The organism is Paenibacillus sp. RS8 (assembly GCF_041956825.1).
Taxonomy (GTDB): Bacteria; Bacillota; Bacilli; order Paenibacillales; family Paenibacillaceae; genus Paenibacillus_AQ.
Map to the genome: position 1 here is coordinate 482,080 of NZ_CP168131.1, position 23,952 is coordinate 506,031.

23 protein-coding genes are annotated in these 23,952 nt (G+C 43.4%); 4 read left to right on the top strand and 19 right to left on the bottom strand.

Annotated features, from left to right (window positions below; translation table 11 throughout):
- Positions 1 to 63 precede the first annotated feature (63 nt).
- Both ACDZ28_RS03145 and zwf read right to left on the bottom strand, forming a co-directional pair.
- On the bottom strand, positions 64 to 1,662 hold the full coding sequence (locus ACDZ28_RS03145) for a peptide chain release factor 3 (protein WP_042130986.1): 1,599 nt from the start codon (positions 1,660 to 1,662) through the stop codon (positions 64 to 66).
- A 1,690-nt stretch (positions 1,663 to 3,352) separates the two neighbouring features.
- Entirely contained in the window at positions 3,353 to 4,903 is a 1,551-nt protein-coding gene (zwf, locus tag ACDZ28_RS03150) for a glucose-6-phosphate dehydrogenase (RefSeq protein WP_042130987.1), read from the bottom strand.
- A 298-nt stretch (positions 4,904 to 5,201) separates the two neighbouring features.
- Between zwf and ACDZ28_RS03155 the strand changes: the two genes are divergently transcribed.
- From ACDZ28_RS03155 to ACDZ28_RS03170, 4 genes are read left to right on the top strand one after another with little or no spacing between them, the layout of a single operon-like run.
- Complete coding sequence (locus tag ACDZ28_RS03155) at positions 5,202 to 6,629, top strand: spore germination protein (RefSeq protein ID WP_042130988.1); 1,428 nt, start codon at positions 5,202 to 5,204, stop codon at positions 6,627 to 6,629.
- A 31-nt stretch (positions 6,630 to 6,660) separates the two neighbouring features.
- On the top strand, positions 6,661 to 7,755 hold the full coding sequence (locus ACDZ28_RS03160; RefSeq protein WP_042130989.1) for a GerAB/ArcD/ProY family transporter: 1,095 nt from the start codon (positions 6,661 to 6,663) through the stop codon (positions 7,753 to 7,755).
- Entirely contained in the window at positions 7,752 to 8,543 is a 792-nt protein-coding gene (locus ACDZ28_RS03165) for a hypothetical protein (protein WP_375103989.1), read from the top strand. The genes ACDZ28_RS03160 and ACDZ28_RS03165 overlap by 4 nt, the downstream gene beginning before the upstream one ends.
- 50 nt (positions 8,544 to 8,593) lie before the next feature.
- Entirely contained in the window at positions 8,594 to 8,878 is a 285-nt protein-coding gene (locus ACDZ28_RS03170) for a Ger(x)C family spore germination C-terminal domain-containing protein (protein ID WP_375103990.1), read from the top strand.
- Between the two features lie 17 nt (positions 8,879 to 8,895).
- Here ACDZ28_RS03170 and ACDZ28_RS03175 read toward each other — a convergent pair whose 3' ends face one another.
- The 17 genes from ACDZ28_RS03175 to ACDZ28_RS03255 all read right to left on the bottom strand — a co-directional run bounded on the left by ACDZ28_RS03175 (position 8,896) and on the right by ACDZ28_RS03255 (position 23,886).
- Positions 8,896 to 9,699, bottom strand: a complete 804-nt coding sequence (locus ACDZ28_RS03175; RefSeq protein ID WP_231573933.1) for a YwmB family TATA-box binding protein — start codon at positions 9,697 to 9,699, stop codon at positions 8,896 to 8,898.
- 171 nt (positions 9,700 to 9,870) lie between these two features.
- Positions 9,871 to 10,524 (bottom strand): response regulator transcription factor, encoded by a 654-nt coding sequence (locus ACDZ28_RS03180; protein WP_036685532.1) that lies wholly within the window; start codon positions 10,522 to 10,524, stop codon positions 9,871 to 9,873.
- An 18-nt stretch (positions 10,525 to 10,542) separates the two neighbouring features.
- A complete protein-coding gene (locus ACDZ28_RS03185; protein ID WP_042130991.1) occupies positions 10,543 to 11,577 on the bottom strand; it encodes a sensor histidine kinase in 1,035 nt (344 codons plus the stop codon).
- Positions 11,578 to 11,607: 30 nt separating this feature from the next.
- Positions 11,608 to 12,255, bottom strand: coding sequence for a cell wall-active antibiotics response protein LiaF (liaF, locus tag ACDZ28_RS03190; protein ID WP_042130992.1), 648 nt, complete (start codon positions 12,253 to 12,255; stop codon positions 11,608 to 11,610).
- Positions 12,256 to 12,541: 286 nt separating this feature from the next.
- Positions 12,542 to 13,246, bottom strand: coding sequence for a PspA/IM30 family protein (locus ACDZ28_RS03195; RefSeq protein ID WP_042130993.1), 705 nt, complete (start codon positions 13,244 to 13,246; stop codon positions 12,542 to 12,544).
- A gap of 2 nt (positions 13,247 to 13,248) precedes the next feature.
- Complete coding sequence (locus tag ACDZ28_RS03200) at positions 13,249 to 13,731, bottom strand: PspC domain-containing protein (protein ID WP_231573936.1); 483 nt, start codon at positions 13,729 to 13,731, stop codon at positions 13,249 to 13,251.
- Positions 13,715 to 14,392: a PspA/IM30 family protein gene (locus ACDZ28_RS03205; protein WP_042130994.1), complete on the bottom strand. Its 678-nt coding sequence runs from the start codon at positions 14,390 to 14,392 to the stop codon at positions 13,715 to 13,717. The genes ACDZ28_RS03200 and ACDZ28_RS03205 overlap by 17 nt, the downstream gene beginning before the upstream one ends.
- A 44-nt stretch (positions 14,393 to 14,436) precedes the next feature.
- Positions 14,437 to 14,739, bottom strand: coding sequence for a hypothetical protein (locus ACDZ28_RS03210; RefSeq protein ID WP_042130995.1), 303 nt, complete (start codon positions 14,737 to 14,739; stop codon positions 14,437 to 14,439).
- Positions 14,740 to 14,967: 228 nt separating this feature from the next.
- Positions 14,968 to 15,990: a sensor histidine kinase gene (locus tag ACDZ28_RS03215; protein WP_375103991.1), complete on the bottom strand. Its 1,023-nt coding sequence runs from the start codon at positions 15,988 to 15,990 to the stop codon at positions 14,968 to 14,970.
- Between the two features lie 2 nt (positions 15,991 to 15,992).
- The gene (locus tag ACDZ28_RS03220) at positions 15,993 to 16,670 is read right to left on the bottom strand and encodes a response regulator transcription factor (protein WP_375103992.1); all 678 of its coding nucleotides are present in this window, start codon (positions 16,668 to 16,670) and stop codon (positions 15,993 to 15,995) included.
- Positions 16,671 to 16,935: 265 nt separating this feature from the next.
- Positions 16,936 to 17,721, bottom strand: coding sequence for a nucleotidyltransferase domain-containing protein (locus tag ACDZ28_RS03225; protein ID WP_042130998.1), 786 nt, complete (start codon positions 17,719 to 17,721; stop codon positions 16,936 to 16,938).
- Between the two features lie 245 nt (positions 17,722 to 17,966).
- The gene (locus tag ACDZ28_RS03230; RefSeq protein ID WP_375103993.1) at positions 17,967 to 20,465 is read right to left on the bottom strand and encodes an ABC transporter permease; all 2,499 of its coding nucleotides are present in this window, start codon (positions 20,463 to 20,465) and stop codon (positions 17,967 to 17,969) included.
- Positions 20,465 to 21,139, bottom strand: a complete 675-nt coding sequence (locus ACDZ28_RS03235) for an ABC transporter ATP-binding protein (RefSeq protein ID WP_076120932.1) — start codon at positions 21,137 to 21,139, stop codon at positions 20,465 to 20,467. Before ACDZ28_RS03235 ends, ACDZ28_RS03230 begins: the two co-directional genes overlap by 1 nt.
- A 217-nt stretch (positions 21,140 to 21,356) precedes the next feature.
- A complete protein-coding gene (locus ACDZ28_RS03240) occupies positions 21,357 to 22,184 on the bottom strand; it encodes a MetQ/NlpA family ABC transporter substrate-binding protein (RefSeq protein WP_076120931.1) in 828 nt (275 codons plus the stop codon).
- Between the two features lie 71 nt (positions 22,185 to 22,255).
- Positions 22,256 to 22,918, bottom strand: coding sequence for a methionine ABC transporter permease (locus ACDZ28_RS03245; protein WP_339288104.1), 663 nt, complete (start codon positions 22,916 to 22,918; stop codon positions 22,256 to 22,258).
- Positions 22,911 to 23,672 carry a methionine ABC transporter ATP-binding protein gene (locus ACDZ28_RS03250; protein ID WP_081390020.1) on the bottom strand — a complete coding sequence of 254 codons (762 nt, stop codon included), beginning with the start codon at positions 23,670 to 23,672 and terminating at the stop codon, positions 22,911 to 22,913. The genes ACDZ28_RS03245 and ACDZ28_RS03250 overlap by 8 nt, the downstream gene beginning before the upstream one ends.
- Positions 23,647 to 23,886 carry a hypothetical protein gene (locus tag ACDZ28_RS03255; RefSeq protein ID WP_139328613.1) on the bottom strand — a complete coding sequence of 80 codons (240 nt, stop codon included), beginning with the start codon at positions 23,884 to 23,886 and terminating at the stop codon, positions 23,647 to 23,649. Before ACDZ28_RS03255 ends, ACDZ28_RS03250 begins: the two co-directional genes overlap by 26 nt.
- Positions 23,887 to 23,952: the final 66 nt, after the last annotated feature.

The following is a 23,952-nucleotide window of genomic DNA, read 5'->3' on the forward strand; positions in this document are numbered from 1 at the left end:
TAGTGAAACTCACCTATGGAGGCGGAGGTTTTTATTAACCATCAGGAAGTTATAGCTTCCTTACTATAGCAATGTTTTTGGAGCCATCTCCAGGAACGTAGCTGTCGGGTTCTTATCCATCGCTGTCCGCATAGCATATTCATTCTCGAACAACACGACAAAATTGCCCTTCTTATCTGTAACGAGCGTAGAGTTAATACGGAACTTACTCGCATCCGGTTTAGCATCATCTACGATCCAACGCGCGAACTGGTATGGCATACGCTGTAACTGAACATCTACACCATATTCACCTTTCATGCGGTACTCGAACACCTCAAACTGCAGCTGTCCAACTACGCCGAGCAGAATATCGTCAAAGTTAACCGTACGGAATACTTGAATCATACCCTCTTCAGTCAGCTGATCGACACCCTTTTGGAATTGCTTCGATTTCAAAGCATTTTTAATACTCACTTTAGCAAAAATCTCTGGTGAGAATGTTGGCAGCTCATCGAATTCCAAATCTCCGGCCTGACTCAGTGTATCTCCAATTCTAAAAATACCTGGATCAAACAGCCCGATAATATCTCCTGGATAAGCTTCCTCTACGATATCACGGTCTTGCGCCAAGAATTGTTGCGGCTGGGCCAGCTTAATGTCCTTACCCACACGCACATGCTTTACGCTCATCCCACGTTCGAACTTCCCGGATACAATACGCAGGAAAGCAATCCGGTCACGGTGAGCCGGGTTCATATTGGCTTGGATTTTGAACACATAACCAGTGAATTTCTCATTCATTGGTTCTACCAAACCTGTAGTACTACGGCGTGGTTCAGGCTTCGGTGCCAAATCCAAGAAATTATCGAGGAAAGTCTGTACGCCGAAATTGTTGATCGCACTACCAAAGAACACAGGTGTGAGTTCACCACTTAATACTTTTTCATAGTCAAAAGCGTCACCTGCTACATCCAGCAGCTCCAGATCCTGACACAATTGATCATGCAGATATTCTCCAGCCATTTCACGAATGATTGGATCACGATATCCATCAACCTTCTGAACCTTGATTACGGAATGATCGTCACCCTGGAACAGTTCTACCTGATTCTTCATCCGGTCATATACACCACATAATTCACGGCCACTGCCGATCGGCCAGTTCATTGGCACAGAGCGAATACCCAGTACCTGCTCCAGCTCTTCCATCAGATCAAACGGACTGCGTCCTTCACGGTCTAGCTTATTAATAAAGGTAAAGATAGGAATCCCACGTTTCGCACAGACCTGAAACAGTTTAGTCGTTTGGGTTTCCACACCTTTTGCCACGTCGATAAGCATGACTGCACTATCCGCTGCAGTTAGTGTACGGTAGGTGTCCTCACTAAAGTCTTGGTGACCCGGAGTATCCAAAATATTCACACGGTGATTCAAGTAATCAAACTGCATGACAGAGGAAGTAACAGAAATCCCCCGTTGCTTTTCAATTTCCATCCAGTCACTCGTTGCGTGCTTGTTCGCCTTACGGGCCTTAACGGTTCCCGCCAGACGGATAGCGCCACCGAATAACAGTAGTTTTTCCGTTAAAGTTGTTTTACCCGCATCCGGGTGGGAAATGATCGCAAAGGTTCTGCGTCTGTCCACTTCCTTTTGCAGCTTCTGATCTATTGCTTTGTTCATTACACATATCCCTTCATATATAAAATTCCTACTTCTGCTTCAATTACACTGGGGTTATCTTCAAATCGGTGCTCTGCTCATTGTTCATACCCCTTCATTTCTGAATGAATAGCTATCTTAGGTCTAGCTCCAGTCCGCTTCAAGTGAAAGCATCCTCTAAAGTATATCAAAATCCGACAGACATTATCTACTAAAAAGCTATTACAGCAAAATATCTCCCAAATCAGGTCTGTATCCTGTTCACCAGTTCCCATAGCTCAATAAGAAAAACGCCTGACGGCGTCCTTAGAGGTAGCGTTACAAGCTGAGTACATCCGTTCCATACTCGTATCCATAAGCACCTTCGTAGTTAGATTTCGCTTACGGACCTTACGGATCTTTATTTCGATGAAATGAGCACATATATAAGGGACGAATCATATTCCACTTATTCCCTAATAACAAGTCCATTCCTGGGTGATTCAGGGCGGATAACAGCGCTAGCTCGTTTACGCTACCAGAGGCACATTGTATTCGGTTTTTCGCATACATCTGGCTCATTTACGTTACTGGCGGCGCATTATTATATTCGGTTTTTCGCATACATTTGGTTCGATTACGTTACTGGCGGCGCATTGTATTCGGTTTTTCGCATACAATTGGCTCGTTTATGTTACCGGCGGCACATTGCATTCGGTTTTTCGCATACAATTGGCTCGTTTACGCTACCAGAGGCACATTGTATTCGGTTTTTCGCATACATCTGGCTCGTTTACGTTACTGGCGGCGCATTGTATTCGGTTTTTCGCATACATTTGGCTCGTTTATGTTACCGGAGGCACATTGTATTCGGTTTTTCGCATACATTTGGCTCGATTACGTTACTGGCGGCGCATTGTATTCGGTTTTTCGCATACATTTGGCTCGATTACGTTACTGGCGGCGCATTGTATTCGGTTTTTCGCATACAATTGGCTCGTTTACGCTACCCGAGAAACATTGTATTCGGTTTTTCGCATACATCTGGCTCATTTACGTTACTGGCGGCACATTGTATTCGGTTTTTCGCATACAATTGGCTCGTTTACGCTACCCGAGACACATTGTATTCGGTTTTTCGCATACATTTGGCTCGTTTATGTTACCGGAGGCACATTGTATTCGGTTTTTCGCATACATTTGGCTCGATTACGTTACTGACGGCGCATTGTATTCGGTTTTTCGCATACATTTGTCCGTAAGCTCGACTAAAACATGCATTTCGGAGGATAAGGTTCGTCTCGTTCCGTCCCACAGAGGTGTGTATTAATTGGAAACAGGCCTCCCCATGGCCACCCGTTGAATACAGGCCCCTCCCTTGAATTCGTTTCACATTTCTCCGCAGTCTCTTATAGTAAAATAGTTGTATTTCCTACACTTATTTGAAGTATTAGCATTTCCAATCGCCTTTAGTTGTATTTGATGCAATTAAAAAATCAATGTGCTAGCTTTTCGGCCTTATACGGAGAAAATAGTTGCAGAAAATACACTTAAAACACTAATCTCCACCCAATATGTGATTTTAATTGTACAAAGTGCAGTTATTTGAAAAATGCTTCTGTCGCCCGAGCGGCATTTGGAGCCAGAGTGGCCTTGTGAAGCTGAGTGTTAATCTCAGCATTACAAAAAATCTCCCTGCATCCTCTGCAGGGAGATAGCATTAACTCAAAGTTTAGTTATTCTTCAACCATACTACATTATCTTCTTCCTGACCGTTTACCGGCCACCAATGGAAGCCATCCTGAGCAAGCAGTTGATCCGCTTCAACCGGACCCCAAGTGCCAGCAGGATAAGACGATAGATCACTCGACTCTTCCTTCCAAGCCTTCGCAATACGATCCACGAACGACCATGCCGACGATACCTCATCCCAACGCGTGAAATAAGTAGAATCTCCGCGTGCCGCATCATGAAGCAAGCGCTCGTAAGCTTCCGGAGAATTGATTCCAACCAAGCAGCTTTGACAGAAGTCCATAGCGAGCGGTTGAATTTCAGACTCAGAACCTGGCTTCTTGGCATTAATCTTCACATAAATGCCTTCCATAGGGTTCACACGGATAACAAGCAGGTTAGGCTCCAGCGTATGCTTTTGTCCCAAATAAACATTGGTTGGCATGCCCTTGAATTCAACTACCACTTCCGTTGTCTTCACCGGTAGACGTTTACCTGTACGAATATAGAAAGGAACTCCAGCCCAGCGGAAGTTATCTACAAACACACGGGCAGCAAAATACGTCTCAGTACTCGATTCAGGATCAACCTTATCTTCCTGACGATAAGCAGGAAGGGTCTTGCCACCATGCAAGCCTTGAATATACTGTGCTCTCACGACGTTCTCACGAACCTCGTCAGATGTACCATAAGGACGAAGGGAACGAAGTACCTTCACCTTCTCGTCACGAATATCCTCTGCAAGCAGACGGCTTGGTGGTTCCATTGCGATCATAGTCAGCAGTTGCAATATATGATTCTGGCCCATATCCCGTAACGCTCCAGCATGGTCATAATAACCACCACGCTCTTCAACACCTACGGTTTCGCCAAGTGTAATTTGAATATTGGCAATATGCTTATTATTCCAAAGCGGTTCGAAAAAAGCATTGGCAAAACGAATGACTTCAATATTCTGAACCATTTCTTTACCAAGATAATGATCGATCCGGTAGATTTCCTCTTCCTTGAACACCTCACGGATCTGCTCGTTCAGCTGCTCAGCTGACTCCAGATTATATCCAAAAGGCTTCTCGATGACGAGGCGATTCCAACCTGTGCTATCCAGCATGCCGCCAGCCTTAAGGTTGAACGAGACACTGCCGAACAATTCAGGTGCCAGCGCAAGATAGAACATCCGATTGCCCGGAATTCTAAACTTCTCTTCAAGCGCTTCTGTTTGAGCTCTTAATTCACGGAAGCCATCAATATCGTTGATGTCCAGAGATTTGTATTCAAAATGCTGTACAAACTCATTCCATTCGCTCTCTTCTCCCGCTTTATAACGGCAGAATTCAAGGATGGATTCCTTCACATCACTTCTAAATTCTTCCTGAGTACGCGGGCGCCGCGCCACGCCAATTACCGCAAAATCATGTGCCAGCTTACCTTCACGGTACAAGCTGTAAATCGCCGGGAAAAGCTTACGCCGGGCTAAATCTCCGGTTGCCCCAAAGATAAAAAAGACAGCACCGGGTGTGTGCAGTGCATCAAGGGTTTGATTTTCAGCCATGGCTCCTCATCTTTCTGTATGTAATATAGTTTATTGACATTCTCAGCGTCGAGAAAACGACGTTATGTCATTTTAGCATATTCCTAAAAAGGATGCTATCAGATTCCTGACAAATACTCTCGGGATTTCGCAAATTTCAATTAAATTTCTTATTACTAATTATACTTCACCTTATAAAACTATCTATATTGACGAAGTGTTTGTCACTTTATCCATTAATAGTTACTTTCATTCAGGAATATTCTGCAAATCATTCGGGAACGTTAAAGGAAAATAACTCGAAAGTCGAGCACCCTTAATGACTGACCAAACACAGATCTCATTCACTACTGTAGATCAAAACGCCGATTTCATCGAAGCAGCTTTGTTCTATTCAAATGATCTTAAAAAAAGAAGAATATCCTTTAACGAAACTGAAGGAATTCTCTTTTATCTAGAGTCCATGGCAGACACGGAACTGGTTGAGCAGAATGTGATTGCTCCTTTTTACAATAGCAAAAAAAAAGAGCTTTCCAAACTATTTACAACGCTCAGCTTCGATGTGGAAACAGAACTAAATAAAGGTATTCAGGGACTTATTAACGGAGGCTGCCTCTACTTTGTTGAAGGAATATCTGAATTTTATATCCTCTCTACTCCTGCCAAACACGAACGAACCATAGCCGAACCTCTTAATGAAGCAGTTATTCGGGGGCCGCATAACGGTTTTATTGAAGATATGACGGTTAACTTATACCTGATACGTAAACAAATCACCACTCCAAACCTTACTGTTCGCTACTTTACCCTTGGGAAAATCGCTCCCAAAAAGGTAGCTTTAATCTATATGGAGAACCTTGCCAAACCTGAATTAGTAAAAAAAGTAGAATCTAGAATACAAAAAATCATTCTTGATTCGGTACTCTCCACCGGCTTTATTCAGGAATTAACGGAGGATAATTCGTACTCTATATTTCCACAACATATCAATACAGAGCGCCCAGACCATACCTCCTTCTACTTGCTGAAAGGATACGTCACAATCCTGCTGGATGGAGATCCCACAGCTCTGATTGTACCTGCCAGCTTCTTCACCTTCTATCAGACGCCGGATGACTATAGCAATCGATGGCTGATTGCTTCCTTTGTCCGTTTTATCCGTCTGATTGGTTTTGTAACAGCATTCCAACTGCCCGCGCTCTATATTGCCACCGTTTCTTTTCACTCCAGCGTCCTTCCCTTGCAATTGTTCTTCACAATTCAAGGTTCACTGACCCGGATCCCATTCCCTCCATTGGTAGAAGCGATGCTGCTTGAACTCATATTCGAACTGCTGCGGGAGGCAGGGCTCCGTCTGCCCAGCCGTGTAGGTCAAACCATTGGGATTGTAGGTGGTTTGGTCATCGGGGATGCCATTGTTAAAGCTGGATTGGTCTCTTACTCAATGATCATCGTTGTCGCATTGACTGCCATATCATCCTTTCTCATCCCTTCCAACGAGATGAGCTCCGCGATCCGATTTATGCGGTTTCCACTTATGGTTGCTGCCTCTTTGTTCGGATATATTGGCATATCATTTGGGTTGACACTTATTTTTATACATTTGTGTAAGCTTGAATCTTTTGGACAACCTTACCTTACGCCTCTAAGCCCGGTAAATATTCAAAGCTTGAAAGACACCTTTTTGCGCCTTCCGATATGGTCCATCCGCAAGAATACAAGCAAATCAGAGGCAGAAGAAGAATAATCATTTACTCTGAACGACAGGAGTTATAAGAATGACTCAAAAAGAAAAAATGATAACGAGGGGGCAGCTTTTCTGCTTTATGATTCAAGCCCAAATCGGGGTTGGCATTCTGTCTCTTCCCTTCAAGCTTAACGAAGCGGCCAAGGGTGGAGGAGCGCTCTCTGTTTTGATTGCGGGCATCATTACCCAACTTGTTATCATTCTTCTATGGGTTCTGCTGAAAAATTTCCCCGGACTCAACTTATTTTCTATATGTTTAAAGCTCGGAGGTCCAATTATAGGTAGAATACTTATAATCGCTTACATCAGTTACTTTGTTCTGCTTGGCTCCAATATTATGTTCAGTGCGGTGGAGGTGCTGCAGAGGTGGATTCTGCAATCCACACCAAGATGGGCTATATTAACCCTTTTCTCGATCATGACTCTCTATTTGGCAAGAGAAAAGCTTACAGTGTTGGCCAGATTCTATACATTGGCAACATTTCTTTTTGTTCCGCTTATACTATTTGTCAGCTATGGTTTAACTCAAGCTCATTTTGAATTTATGCTCCCCCTTCTGGAGAATGGGTTCTGGAATGTCGTGAAGGGAGCACAGGAATCAACTAAATCTATGTATGGTTTCGAAATGATGATGATCGTCTATCCGCTTTCCGAAGGTACAAATAAACAAAAATTAATGACCATTAGTCTAGCCAGTTGGTTCGTAACCCTGCTCTATGTCTTTGTGGTATCCACCTGTCTGATGGTATTTAACTCTGAGCAAATCAAAATCATGCCCGAACCCGTCATTTACTTAGTAAAATCTCTTAACTTTTATATCGTGGATCGTGCAGATATCCTGTTTCTGCCGATTTGGGCCATCACGCTTGTTTGTTCTATTGTTAGCTACTGCTATGCAGCATCCATTGGACTCAGTGTTTTATTTAGTCGAAAAAGCCATAAACATTTTGCTCCGTTTGTAAAAATCATTTCTTTTATGATCGCACTTGCACCTGTAACTCCTGCAGGTGTACATCTTTTTGATACGGCCGCTAACTATGCGGCCTATGTGTTTATTGCCGGATTATCGATGTTATTGCTGATGATTTCCCTATTTATGAAGAGAAAGCCAGGTGGTCTTGCATGAAGTTTGACATGAAATTCAAGTCGCATTTACTTTTAATTGCCCTTGTTTCCATCTGTCTTACTGGATGTTGGGACCGGGAATATTTGAAAGACCTGCATCTGGCTTATTGTGCTGCAATTGATTATACAGAGAACGGAGAGATCAAAGAAACCATCGAATTAATCATTCCCCCCGATATTGAGCAGAAAGCTACCAAGAATGAAATCCATTCGAGTATCGGATCGACTGTGCGCAATGCGAGCAATCAATTGCGAAATAAAGTTAGGGGAAACATTAGATTTATTAAATATGGGTTTGAGCTTATGGGAAGGACTACGGCTGAGCGTGGCCTGTACCCTATTCTGGATGTGAATTACAGGGATCCAAGCAATCCAACATCCAACGTTCGGCTAATTATTACGGAAGGAGAAGCTGCCCAAATTCTTGAACAAAAAAAGGTTGGGGAATTAAAGATCGGTGAATTCATTAAGCAAAAGATCGATAGTCTGGAAGAAATGAGTATTTTTCCAAAAGAAACGGCAGATACCGTGTTCCGATCCCTGATGGATCCAGGGCATGACTTTGCTCTTCCATATCTAGGCAGAGATGGGGGCGAAATAATCACGAAAGGGGTAGCTCTCTTTCATGACCAGAATTACAGCGGAATGTTGAACCCCGATCAGTCAATCATGATGGTTCTGCTGATGGGACAACAGGGGAAAAATGCCCGCTTCACTAAGAAACTTGATTTGGGACATTCCGATGATATTCGGAATTTCATTACTATTAATGTGGGTTCAAAAAAATAAAGCGGCAATTCAAGGTAACCATTGCTGATGATGAAAGCATTGATGTAAATTTGGGCTTGGAGCTGCAAGCCGTCGTAGAAGAGTTTACCGATGTACTCGACGAGAAAGAACTTAAAAAAGTCAGTCAAGATCTTTCAGATTTACTTACAAAGGAAGCCAAGACAGTTGTTAATGAAATCCAAAAGGCAAACTGTGATATCTTTGGTGTAGGAAGAAAACTTATTGCTTATCATCACAATGTCTGGAGCAACAAAAATTGGTCTGAGGATTACCGGAAAGTAAAATTCCATACCAAGGTTGATGTTAAAATTGTAAGTACGGGCATTCTACAATAGATCCTTGATTGGTCTTTTCAATATTCTATTGTTATTAATGGTAATCCAATCGTAACGCGGCTGCTGCCCTCTTTTGCATCCTGATGAATAGCTGCCTGTAGGACTACCTCGTGGTTTCCGCTGATTACGGAATGCAACAATGCCGATGTACTATAAGTATGGCTGGCTGTTGTTTCGTCTTCGTAGCTTTCCTGTACTTTAAGATCGGGCAGCTGTGCGTACATATTCTGCTCCGTTAACAGTAGAGCCTTCTGAGGATGCTCCTGCTCCTTCGCAGCCCCCTGAAGCGAGGTATTCCATTCCGCTGTGATGCCGACCTTCTGTAGTTTCGCGCCAGCCTCTTCTGCTTCAGCTTGCAGATCCGGAGTATTTAACAAATCAGGTGTCTCCAGGGTTACAATCACATAACTACGTCCGTTTCCCAGCTCACTCCAGAACATGGTGGTTTGCAAACCGGCTCTGTCGGCAGACGAACGGTAAGTAAGATGTTCCCCCCCGTCTTCCCGGCTTGTTTCTCCCAACCCAAGATCATCGGATAGGTTAGTTGCAGTGACACCAGCCTCTAGACCATCACCATTGAATTCTCCCTGCCATTTTAAAACTAAACGAAGAGGGGATCCGGGTACTGTAACACTTTTACCAAGGGAGGTCAGGAGAGGAAGTGACTTTTTCAATTGGGCGATCTGGCTGCTCTCTTTTTCACCTTCGCCCCGAAAACCTGCCAAAAGTAACGCAGTACAGCATAGAATAAATACCAGCAACATTCCTTTAATACCGCTTTTTCGGCCTGCATCGTGTCTCTTTCCCTTACTTTCTTCCACATACCCCACAATCCAACACCCTCTCAATCCGGTCTATTAATCTACTAAACAGGATGTCCGCTTTACAAGATTTTATACGGAGACAAGTATTTTCATATACTCGTGCACACAAAAAAACCAGCCCTTCTTACTCTGGCCAGTTCTTGTACTCACACCAATTGGGATATCCAATTATTCAGCTAGTCCATTTTTATATGCATAAATTGCTGCTTGGGTTCGATCTTCCACACCCAGCTTCGCGAGAATATTCGTTACATGAAATTTCACAGTTTTGATCCCAATAATTAGTTGATCAGCGATATCCTGATTCGATTTACCTTGCGCCAGCAGACGTAATACTTCCATCTCGCGCTCGGTAAGCTCTTTATAAGCAGGGGATTCACCCTTGGCATTGTTTCGAAAACGATTCATCATTTTTGAGGCGACTTGTGACTCGAGTACAGACTGCCCTCTTGCCGCAGCGCGTATGGCATCCGCAACTTCACTAGCTCGCGAGGTCTTTAATAGATAACTAAACGCACCCGCCTCAATCACCGGATACATTTTTTCATCATCCAGATAGCTTGTTAACACAATCACTTTGATTTCGGGATATTGCTTCATTAATTGTTTTGTCGTTTCAATCCCATCCATCCCGTCCATTACGAGATCCATCAGGACTACATCCGGATTGTACTCTTGTGCCAGGCGGATACCTTCTTCTCCACTTCCAGCTTCACCTACAACTTCAATCCCGTCTTCAGTCCCAAGTACAGCAGCTAGTCCGATCCGTACCATTTCATGATCATCTACAAGTAATACCTTAATGGCTTCCTCCATCTCCATGGTCACTCTTTCCTCCTATTATTCATTGACTAACGGAACGGTTATTTCAATCCGCATTCCTTTACCCGGAGCGGTAATAAACTGAATGGAACCCCCGATTTCATTCATCCGCTCCTGCATGTTCGACAAACCGTAGGAAGTTTGTTTACTCTCATCCAATTCAAAACCAATCCCATCATCACGGAGCGTCAAACGAACCGTATCTCCTCGCCGATGCAGTCTGATTTCCATCTTCTCTGCTTTCGCATGACGAAGCGTATTGGAGATTGCCTCCTGCACAATTCGGAATAAGTGATTCTCTACCCCTTTTAACAATTGTACATCAGGATCCATCTCGAACACGATTTCAATCGGAACCTTAACCTTAAGCTCCTTGATCAACTCCTGCAGCCCCTGCGCTAATCCCTTACCTTCCAAATAAACAGGTCTCAAATGCAGCAATAGTGCTCTCATCTCTGATTGCGCTACAGCAGACATTTCTTCAATAAGTGCAATTTGCCTTTGCGCCTTGTCAAAATCCTTCTCCAGCGTCCGGCCTACAGCCGTGGCGGTCATAGAAATCGCGAACAGCTGCTGGGAGACAGCATCATGCAATTCACGCGCAAGCCGCTGACGCTCCTCCATAATAGCAGATACTCTGGCCTGTTCCGCGAGCTTTGCGTTATTTGTAGACAAGCGCTGTAGCGTTGTCACTTGGTTTTCCCATTTTCCGCTGATTCGGCCCAATTGTTCTCCGAGCCTTCCCAGCTCATCGTCACCCAAGTCAGGCATAGATAGCGTTAGGTTGCCCTTCTCCCACAATACGAGGGTTTCTCTCAAGCGTTCCAACTTTCGCTTTACACGAAAGCTCTGATAGAACCCAAAGCCAACTCCGAACCCCATGGGTAACAGAATTAGTGTGAATGCCGTGCGTAATCCAATCATCCAGCTTTCAAAAGGCTTCAAATAGCCATATGTATACATGGTGTACAATATCACAAGCAGCATGACAAAAGAGAACAGAGCCCCCTCACCCATACTGCGTGACATCATGTTTTTGTTCTTTTTTTCCATATGGGGACCCTCCCTTCTGTATCAAACTAATCAGGATAATCGCACATCCAAATCTCCCATCAAATAAGACACACTAAACTTCACCTTATATTCACTGCTATCATAGTTAGGGGATTTCCAATTCAGACGGTTCAGCATACCTGTATCGCGCCCATTACCGAATTCAATCGATCCAAAAAGCACAAAGGCTTCAATTTCCACACCATAATCATCCGACAATTGAATGTCCATATCACCAAAGATCCCTTGAAACAGCATAACTGTTTCTTTTTGCTCCGCCATAGCCAGCGAAAGATCAAGATCAGCTTCCCCGAGGATATGCCATGAACTAAGACTGTGCATCACCCAAGGTGAGCGATCCCAGTCAAATCTAGACGAGAAGTTCTGCTTCTGCATAAACCCTTCCTTACGCTGAACTCTTTTGGATTTAGTAAAAAACATTCCCAAAGAGATCAAACAAATCCCCAGTACGAGCACTAAATGATCCAGCAAAAGCAGTATAGCGCCAATTCCGAGCAGCTTATAACCCTGCTTCACCTTGCCTGACGTTGTACGGTAGACCCCTAGAAGCAGGAATAGAAGCGCGACAATGGAGAAAAAGCCGAGCCATCTACCAAAAATCATCATGCAGCCAACACCGATCAGTCCGATGGCAATCAAACGGTTTCGTTTATCCATTTCGCACCTCCCAAAAGTTTTGCTAAGCAAAACTTTCTTCAATAGTATCCGTGAACTAATAGTCACTCCGAGGAATGTTTGGACTTTCGTTCGCTGTTGCTCCTACAGTTCCAAACTTCCTCTCCCTGACTATTCACCGGATTAAAGTTAAAGTTTTGCTTCGAAAAACATACTCAGTAATATATTATAGCCAGCCGCTATAAAAGCCATATCGGTATGGAGATCCATACCGTATGGCTTCTTCTTGTCCAGCATATCATATCTACTTAAGTTTTAGGAACAGGATTTATTCTTCTTTTTTGTTTAAAGAAGGAGCCGCTGGTGTATCATTCAGCTTGCTTTTCAATGCAGCCAGTTGCTCATCCACTTTCAGTTGCTTCTCAACATCCACTGGTTTAGTGTAAGCCGCGGATGGGCTGTAAGGTGCACGCAGTACATCTGCTTCTGCTTCAAGCTGCATAATTTTTTCTTCCATCCGGTGGAATCCGAGTGAGGCACTGCCACTTTCGATGGAATGTACACTGCTGATTTGCGACATTTGTTTCTTCGCTTTAGCCATTTGAGCACGGGATACGAGCTCGTTACGCTTGTTGCGCAGCTTGTAGAATTCATCCTTCATATCGTGCAGCTGTCCTACCAATTCCTTCGCTTGCACTTCAGCTTGAGCGTGAAGATCGCTGTATTCCGCTTGTTTTTGATCGAAGTAGATTTTTTCCTCCAACAGTTTGCGAGTCACTTCTTCTTGGCCGTTTTTCAATGCCAGTTCAGCTTGTGCTCCGCGTTGTGCAGACATTTTTGCTGCTTCTTCCACGCGTTGCTTCATGCGGCGTTCGTTCGCCATTTGTTTAGCAACTGTAACTTCAGCTTCGTGAATTTCAGCCTCCATATCGCGCAGATATTGGTTAAGCATTACGATTGGGTCCTCTACCTTATCCAACAAGTCATTTACCGACGCCTTAGTCATATCTTTAATTCTTTGAAATACTCCCATGATTACAATTCCCCTTTCTCATATTTAGACAGTTTTTGTTTTAGTTCTTCTACTTCTTTTTGCAGAGCCTTCTTCTCGATATCCTTCATCATCGCATCCAAACCGGAATCCGGAGCGGAATATGCGTTATTCTTCTCAAAATTAGGATTGTAGTTAGGTTGGCGTCCATAAGATCCATGTCCGCCATGCGGTCCGTGTCCATGTTCGGGTCTACCTGAGTAAGGACCATCGAATGGACCACCAGGTGCACCAGGGCCTGGTCCGAAAGGATTATAATGCGTAGGCTCCTTCGGAATAACCAATGCTGCAATGAAATACACTGGAATCACGGCGCCTCCTGTAAACGGAATGCTGACCAGTAACAGAATCCGGAATAGCGTGGAATCAATACCGAGTGTCTCAGATAATCCACCTGCAAGACCCGTCATCACTTTATCTCTAGTTGAACGATACAATCGACTCATAGCGCTACTCCTTTCCACCATTGTTCAGTTTCTCCTTTAAGCGAGCCATTTCTCTTTCGAGTACGGTTGCTACAGTCTCACCTGCTTGCACAGCATATTCCTGTCCCATGCGCCGCACATCGCGGAGGCTCTTCGCTTCTAATTCCCAATCTGACATCCGATCTTCCAGACGTCCGAACATTTTGGGAACATCACCACCGTTGCCATAAGCACTTGCTCTTTGATTCATACGTTGCTGTAGTCTCAGCGACTCCATCCGTGCTGCATAATACTGACGTTTGCTGTACACCGTCTGATACTCTATTTTCAGCTCATTCAGCTGTCCTTCAAGTTCAAACAAGGATTGCTTACTTTGTTCAAGTAGCCCGCTGTACTGCTCCAACTTTTCCTCGTGGATAATTTTTTCTTGTAAAGCCAGCTTTGCCAGATGATCTTCGCCCGCTTTTAGTGCGAGTAGCGCCTGTTCCTCACGTTTGTTTCGCATGGCAGTCGCTTGATTCACTTGCTGCTGCAGTTGCTTCGTATGGGAAGCGTATTGCTGATACAATCTTTCAGCTTCACTGATTTCCTCACGAGTTGAATGTAGAAATTGATCAATCAGCTTCACAGGATCTTGGCTTTGCTCCAGACGTTCATTTAAATTAGCTACGGTAATATCCCTCATGCGACGAAAAACACTCATAATCTCCTGCTCCCTCCCTGCTTCTTATTTAAGTACAATCCTTCTTAATAAGTACCATTTCTTCTACCCTTTAAGGCATACACGCCCCATACGATCAACGCCACACCTAGCAGTGGTCCGATGATCCAGGAAAGCTTCGCGATCAAGGTCATGACACCAATGAACATTAATACCCAACCGATAATCTTGCGTCCGCTCTTAATCCCATAGTACCCGAGAACAACCAGCAATACTGGGAACAGTAGTCTGAAAATACCGTGAATCAGAGGAAGCGCTAAACCGAGCAGCATTACCGCACCAATCACAATCAGTACAACCGCCAATCCGTTTCCTTGTCTTCTTTGCATTATTTTCTCACCGCCTTTCGTTGTCCTTAACCTTATAGCCTTATTCTAGAGCAATTCGCAGACTTTCAAAACAGACCAACGACGGTTTTTGGTACTGGACCTTAGTCGAGGTAGCTGTGCGACTGCAGACCACTACAGGGCTAGCAAAGCACTTTTCCTCAATGAAATCGCAACTTTAATGAGAAAAAGCCCCAATTTCGGGGGCTAAGCCTTCGAGTACATTCAGAATCAACGTATCGGCAAAAATATAGAAAAAACACTCCCTTTACTTAGCTCTGATTTCACCTTTATATATCCACCCTGCTCAGCAACAATTTTGCGGGCTAAGTAAAGCCCAATGCCAACACCTTCAGTTCCATTGGAACCCGCTCCTCGATAAAACCGTTTAAAAATGTCATTGATCTCAGCGGAAGGAATTCCGATTCCACCATCGGCAACATCAATCCTTGCAAACAGATCATACCGCTGAAGTGTAATCCTAATACTGCCGGGCCCAAGTGTATATTTCAGAGCATTATCGATGATGTTATAGATAGCCTCCCCCATCCATTTTGGGTCATGTTGCAGCGCAAACCCCTGATCCGCTTCCAGTAAAATCTCTATATTCTTTTGTTCAGCTGCTGGAAATGCCTGTTTGATGGCTGACAGCACGGTGTTCTCAAGATTAAGCTTCTCCGCATGGAGCTCTATAATACCGGATTCGAGCCGTGATAACTTGATCAGATTCTCCATGAGCCAAGATAACTTCTCAATCTGGCTTCCCATATGGCGAGTAAATTCACTGCGTTTTTCAGCGGGGAGCCCTTCATCCATCAGAAGACTGTTATACATTCCTAAATTAGCTAAAGGGGTCTTGAGTTGATGAGAAATATCAGAAATTAATGTTTTGACCTCCTGACTCTCTTCACGGTAACGCTGCTTCTGCGAAGACAACAGCTCAGATAGCTGAATGACCTGATGCTGTAATTTGGAGAGTAGTGTATCCTCCTGCACCGGGAACATTTGAGTCATTTGTCCATTGATAAGCTCTTGAATCAATCCCGACAATGATGATAGCGTGTTTAGCATTTCTTTACGAAGTGCGAGCACAAAACTTATAAACAGCAAAGCCATCATGCCAACAAACACCATAGCTCCTATAATTACAGATCGCTCAGGCTTATAATAGATAAGCAAAGAGCCGAACAAAGCCACAATAACAGCAAAAAGGACGAAAGAGCTCCAAATAATTTTTGAAAAAGGGTTCTTCATCCTTAATCTCCCCATGTGTAGCCAATGCCGAATACGGTTTTAATGTATTGACAATCTTTAGGATCATCCTCAATTTTAGCGCGCAGCCTACGAATGTTTACGCTTAGTGTATTCTCATCCACGAAATTACCTTCTATATCCCATAGCTTCTCCAGCATTAACCTCCGGGTAAGAACCTGACCACTATTCTCGGTTAAGATGGCAAGTAGGCGATACTCATTGGTGGTTAGTTTGATCTCCTGCCCATATTTGTAAACCTTCATTTTGGCTGAGTTAATTGTAATAGTCTTATATTGAAACAGCTCCGAGCTTCCATCAGTACCTGTTCGTCGAAGTACAGCTTTCACACGTTGTAAAAGAACGACCATACTAAACGGCTTTGCAATATAATCATCTGCACCGAGCCCAAATCCAGTGACCATATCCTGCTCAGTATCGTTGGCAGTCAGAAAGATTACCGGGATGGAGCTCATTCGCCGAATTTCCTGACACAGTGCAAGACCACTCCCGTCTGGAAGATTAATGTCCAAAAGGACCAGACCGAGGGTCTGATCCTGAATTTTAGAAGCTGCTTGTTGATAAGAGTAGGCTTGAATAATATTAAAGTTTTCTTTTTCAAGCATGAACTTTAGCCCCTCGTTTAAGAGACGGTCATCCTCTACAATTAGAATGTTTGTCATTGAAACTCACCTCTATACCTATCATTGTAACAAGCAGAGGAAGGCTACGCTGTAAATTAATTAGCTCTATTTGTCAGCAGAAAATAAAGTATTAGACGGGATGGCTTTATTCCACTTGGGTTTTCTAATTGTCATACCGTTAGACTCCATAAAATAAGTTATAGACTGAGCGTTGAAATTGAAACAGCGACAGCCAAGGACAAGAAAATAAAGTTCTAGACTGTCGCTGTTTTATTGAACAAACGTGTCCCGTTAGCGGAACAGTTTATAAATCGAGAACCGGAACCGGTCCGTCCATCCAGTTCAGCTGGCTATCCATCATAAACTGAACCGACCAATGATGCTCTGCCTGATACCAGTTATTAAATTCCACAATACTCTCATACAGATTCTCGACGGCTTCCGGCGTTCGTTCTTCCAGTACCCGATGGACGTCCGCCAACAAATTCTCTGGCTTCTTTTCAACCCCTTCCAGAACCTTTAAGAACCACTTATAAGAAGGGAACAGCGTTTCGTTGTGTACCAAAATCAACCTACCTGCGAAAAAGGCATAGTGGGTCAAACAGTAGTCGATTAATAAACGATTGTTGCGTTTCAGTCCTTCGTAATAATACCATTTCCAGGTTTCGAATTGTGCATAGAACTTCTGCATGTTCTCTGCCTTTTTCTCCACCGGATATCGGGGAGCGTATTGGACCAACTGTTCCAACCCCTCGATATTGGAATAGGTGACGAACGCATCCTGGAATGCGAACTTAGCAGGATCGCTGCCGGATTCGGCCACTTGCTTGATGTAGGAAGCGGACACAACTTTCCCGTCCACGTAACCGCCTTCATAAGAACAGGATTCCGTTTCGAAATACCCAAGATTATGGATGGAACAAGCTTTTTTGTAATCCTCTTCAGAAAGGACGATCATAATGTCGATATCAGAGGTTTCGTTGGCAAAGCCATGCGCCACGGAACCTCCGATGATGATCCCTTGTACGTCGGGTCTGGCTTTAAGCTTGTTGGTGATGGCATCAATGGCAGCTTGATGATGGGGATACATAATACATCAACTCCGATAAAATTAATATAAGAATTAATTAGTAAGCAAATACGTTAATCATAATTAAATAATATTCCACTTTTGAAATTCCCGCAATCCCCCGAATGAATCAATCGTCTTATAGATAACTGCCCGTTAGCGTAATGGGACGTTACCAGTCTAATTATTTATTTTCTTAGTCTATAACTTTATTTTTAGAGTCTAACACTTTATTTTTCAGTCTAGAACTTTATTTTCTTTTGACACTATTCCATTTGCCGCAGACGTTCCACAATGCTGTCCTTTTTAATTTGCTTGTAAGCAATTAGCGGAACACTCAGGCAAACCGCAAAAACGAGTACAATTGCAATAGAAAGCGGAAGGGTTGGGAAGCTAAACACAGCATAAGTAGCTTCTTGGCTAAACAGGCTATAAGCACCGTAACTGATTAATGTGCCTATTGTTGAGATTAGCAATGTCGATAGGATCGCATAACCTGCCCCTTCAAACAGTAACAGCTTTCTCATCTGCTTAGAGGTCATCCCGATGCTCTCCATCACTGCGAATTCCAGCTTTCTAGCTACAACCCCTGTATACATAATATTAACGTAATTCAAAATGCCAATCAGCGCTAGAATGAGCGCAATTCCGCCACCCATAATGTAAAAGGTTAGCTTAGCCGATTCCATGAACTTTTCCATATACAGCTTCGACTCCAGCTTCAGCTCACCATCTCCGCCGATGAGTCCTTCCAATTGATCGGTAATCTGCTTCCAGTCTTTCGGACCAGCATTAATATACACTTTACTTATAAGCGGGTTACTCATGAATTTCTTTATAGCAGTGTGGCTGATATAGACATTCGGAGCCACAAAATGTGAAGATCCCAGTGAGCTGAAATCACCAAGCCCTCCAATTTCGAAAGATTGTGCGGCCTCGCTTTTTATAGGACTGATTTGAAATGAATCTCCAACCTTAAGACCACCGAGACTAAAATTGTCCAGCAAGGCAATCTCACCTTTTTCAAAACGTTCCATATCTACAGTAAACCCTAATTTCTCCTCCAACTTTCTGACCTGATCTGAGTCTAACCCGGTAACACGGGTCATTGAGAACATCCCTTGCCCCTTAGCCAATTGTTCATCAGCAGGGCGTTCTGTGTGATATGATTTCGCAAATTCATCTACATACTTTCCGAATACCTTAGGGTCATATTTCATCTCAGCCATTCCAATATAAGCCTTGAAGACCTCTTTTACTCCCTTCATATCCTGAATTTCCTTGATCATATCCTCTGAGATCTTGGCCTTCTCTTCCCCCTCAAATCCAAAGGACATCGTCTGATTCGACAGCGTGAAGTCATTATCCATATATTCCGATATAAAATGATCTGTACTCATACTAAGCACAAGTGTATTGATTACCAGAAAAGTCGTCAGCCCAAGAAATAAAGAGAGAAATACAACCATTGCCCGTTTCTTCACTCTGAAAATATTTCGCCAGGCCAGTCGATGCAGCTTAGAACCGCCAGTTCCACGCTTCTTCTTAGCTTTAACCATCGTCCCTGTATATCTTACTGCTTCTATTGGAGAGACTTTACCAGCGATGGAGGCAGGTTTAATAGCACTGAACATGGTGGTCAGCCAAGCAAACAACGCAGCTCCAATAAAGATTAATGGGTGAAATGAAATCTCCACACCCGTATCCAATTCAGCTGTACTCATAGCCAGTGGAACAAGTACGAAAGAAGTTACAGCTCCTGCGGCAAGTCCCAGTGGAATTGCTATAAGTGCTAACCTTGAGGCTTGAGCTCTGACTATTTTTTTAATCTGCCGCTGTGTTGTTCCTAACGTTCTAAGCAGACCGTAGAACCTTGTATCCCGTGAGACAGAAATGTAAAGCACATTATAAATCAATAAATAACCGCTCAGCATAACAAATAGTATTATTCCGGCGTATCCAATCAAAGTCGCTGTTCTGTCCGAAGAGGTAGTAGACCTGTAAGAGACTGGTTCAAGCTTCTGACTCTCTCCCAAAGTGATATCCTGTTGCAAACGGGAGAGGAGTTCATCCGTATTTTTCTCATGAAAAAGAATAGTGGCATTTTTGGGATTCTTAAGATCTACACCATGAGCTGTAGCAAAAGCCCCCGATACCAGCACCGCTCCAGTATTTCCGGTACGGACATGACTGTAATCGGTAAACCATCCACTTAGTATGAAGGTGTTGCTCTCTTGCGATTTCACCCCATCGCGGGTAACGGAGTAAGTTAACGGCAAGCTCATACCAATCTTTGGAGCATCTATCCCCATCGACTGTAAAATCCATAAAGGAACAGCGATTTCATTTTCCTTCTCTGGATATGTCCCCTCTAGACCATCGATTACAGGCTTACGCATGTCCGTCCATTCAGTAGGGTCATACCAGAGGAGAGCTAAATTAAGATCTCCTATTTCTGGCGTATGGATCACATTACCTACTCTGGACTGAAGTCCGATGGACTTAATATAGGAAAGTTCCTTTAACTTGTTTATTTGTTGTTCTGACGGGGAGGTTAAGTAGGCATTGGCCATCGTCCCGGTTATTTTTAATTCCTGCATTTCGAAGGTTTTGTAGTTGCTCAGCCCAATACTAAAAAAAGAAGTAATGAGCCAAGTGGTGAGAATTATCGCCAGAATCACAAAACGATTTCGGGTCCGATTGGCTTTCAGACTTCTACTCGTCAGCTTCTTAACAATTGGTTTATTGCTGTTTGGAAACATCATCACAATGCCCCTCCAGTAATTTTACCGTCCTCTATCCGGATGGTCCGGTCTGCAAGCTGAGCAATCTCTTCATTATGAGTAATCATTAGAATCGTCTGATTAAACTGTCTGCTCGTTACTTTGAGTAATCCAATGACCTCCTGGCTGGTGATGCTGTCCAAGTTTCCTGTAGGTTCATCGGCTAGGATAATGGAAGGTTTTGCAGCCAAGGCCCGTGCTATAGCTACTCTTTGCTGCTGACCCCCTGAAAGCTGACCGGGGAGGTTGTCCAACTTTTGCGAGAGTCCTAACGTATTCACAATATGATCCACAAATTCCTTATCTATCTTGTTTCCATCCAGTTCAATAGGCAACACAATATTCTCGTATACATTCAGAATCGGCACCAGATTATAGTTCTGAAATACAAATCCGATCTTTCTTCTTCTAAATACCGTCAACTCGTCATCCTTCATTCCGAAAATATTTTTACCATCTATGATCACCTGTCCATCAGTTGCTCGATCAAGTCCGCCAAACATATGTAATAACGTTGATTTCCCGCTTCCTGATGTCCCGACAATCGCTATAAATTCACCGTTATTAACTTCCACGTTAATTCCATCCAATGCCTTAACCAAGTTAGTTCCCTTACCGTAATGTTTCGTGAGATTAATCGCGCTAAGTACTGCCATATTCACATCTCCATTCCGCTTTGTTATTCTACAACCCATTATATCTAGCAGTTCTTACATTCTAGTGACACACTAAAATATCCCCACAAAGTGGGGCTTTGCTTCGATGCAACCTCAGGTACTTTGTGAGGGCCCCCAATATATGCTTTCTGAATGCAAAAAAAGACTTGCCCATAATGGACAAGTCTCATTGAATTACTAATTTAACTATTTAAGCTTATTTAAAAGCAGGCAATGCGATATCCGCATAATTATCTTCAAGGAATTTCTTCACTTCAGGGCCGCTAATCCGTTTAGCTAGCTTCTGAATCGCATCAGAGTCCTTGTTGTCTTCACGCGCAACCAAGGTGATTGTGAATTCAGAATCGGCACCTTCAGTAATCAGTGCATCTTTCTTCGGTGTCAATCCAAGCGGGCTAGCATAAGCCGGAGTCATTGCCACTAGATCGCCATCATCCAGCATACGAGCCAACATCAATAAATCTACTTCTTCAAACTTAAAGTTTTTTGGATTTTCTGTAATGTCTGCTTGTGTAGCTTGAATACCCACGCCCTCTTTTAGCTTAATAAGATCAGCTGCAGCGAACATTTGTAAAGAACGACCAATATTCGATGGATCATTAGCCATTACTAACGTTGCACCTTCAGGAAGATCAGCTACATTCTTGTAACGCTTGGAGTAACCACCGTATATAGCGTCATATACAGGTTGTACCTCTACCAGATTTGAGCCTTTGCTCTCATTAAATTGCTTCATATAAGGAACGTGTTGAAAAAAGTTAGCATCTACCTCTTTATTCGCCAAAGCCTCATTAGGCTGTACATTGTCAGATAGCACAACGATTTCAAGATCAATGCCATCTTCCTTCAGAAGTGGCTTCACAATATCCAGAATTTCCGTCATTGGTGGAATCAAAGTAGCAATCTTTAATTTCGTTAGTTCATCGCTACCTTTTACAGAATTGTTCTCTGCTGCTTTATTAGAGCCACAACCCGCTACGACCAATACCATTAACATAAGCACAACTATCATTGATTTTTTCATTACTACAACTAACCCCCAGTTTATATATTCAATCATTTTGTATTACAAAATTTGATATACGGGTTGAACGATTAACGCTTATCTAACAGCCGTGAGATCGTACCTCCTGTGAATTGAACCAACTGAACCAATATAATCATCACGATAATCGCATAGATCATCACTTCAGTCTCAAAACGCTGATATCCATACCGGATCGCAAAATCACCAACCCCGCCCCCTCCGACAACCCCCATTACAGTTGAGTAAGAGATAAAACTAATCGTAGAGGTAGTGAGTCCGAGCACTAGCCCCGAACGTGCCTCAACATACAGGAATTTAAAGATCAACCCTAGCTTCGAAGCTCCCATAGACAAGGCCGCCTCTATGACTCCTTTAGGAACCTCCAACAAAGACTGCTCCACCAGACGGGAGTAATAAGCAATGGCAACAATGGATAACGGAACCGTGGCTGCCATGGTTCCAATCGCAGTTCCGACTAGGAAACGAGTGACCGGAATGAGTGCAACGACAAGCAGCAGGAATGGAAACGAACGAATAATATTAACGATGCTGTTGAGCACCAGAGACAATGCTTTATTCTCGTAGAGCTGACCTTTTCGGCAAAAAAACAACAACGTCCCGAGCGGAAGGCCAAGCAGCAATGCGGCACCGACAGAAATACCGACCATGACAAAGGTTTCCCCGATCGATTCCCACATCTGTGCCTGATATTGAAGTACACTATCAAACATGTATTTCCCCCGCTTTACCCAGAATTTGATCCCGGTACGAGCCAGTACGAACTGCAGCAGGTCGGAAATCACCGTCTTCGCGAGAGAAGGAATCTACGATTCGTCCATTTTCCATCACGGATACGTGAGTGCATATACTTTTGACAACATCCATCTCATGCGTAACAATCACTACTGTAACCCCGAGGCTTGAATTAATATGCTTCAGGACGTCCAGAATATCCGCAGTTGTTCCTGGATCAAGGGAGGAGGTGGGTTCGTCACATAGCAATAGTCCTGGACTGTTCGAAAGCGCCCGGGCGATCGCCACACGTTGTCGTTGTCCTCCGCTTAGCTGTGCAGGATATTGCGCTGCCTTATCTGCCAATCCGACAAAATCAAGACATTCCTTTACCCGTTTCATCCGTTCACGCTTCGGCACCCCTGCCAATTCCAATGGAATCGAAATATTGCGGCTTACCGTGACGTTATTGACCAGATTAAATTGCTGAAAAATCATCCCAATCTTTTCCCTAGCTTTCCGTAGTTGTTTACTCGGCATTTCGGTTAAATTATACCCTTCTACGGTAACTGTCCCTTGATCTGGCTTTTCCAGCAGATTAATCAATCGCAGCAGCGTGGATTTCCCTGCCCCGCTTTCACCAATGATACCGTGAATCGATCCTTTCTTCACATCAAGCGATACATCATCCACAGCCTGATACATGCCGTCCTTCAGCTTGAATCCTTTACTCACCCCACTCAGCGATAGGATTGCAAACTCCCCCTTCCTTTCCATTTATTCTGAAACCCTCTAAGCCAAGGTTTGTACTATAATTATTTAAAAACTGTTTTACTAAAAATCTCTTTAAATAATAAGGCATTTTATGTTCTGTGTCACCATTTTTATTTAAATGATATATCAGTAAAAAAGGATTACCGTATAAAATCCCTTTGCACCATGCTATTTTTACGTGTTTAACTCCCAAATAAATGACTAAACTTAATCCCTCTTCAAATCAGGATTCTCCTGTTACCTAACTCCTAAACCCCTG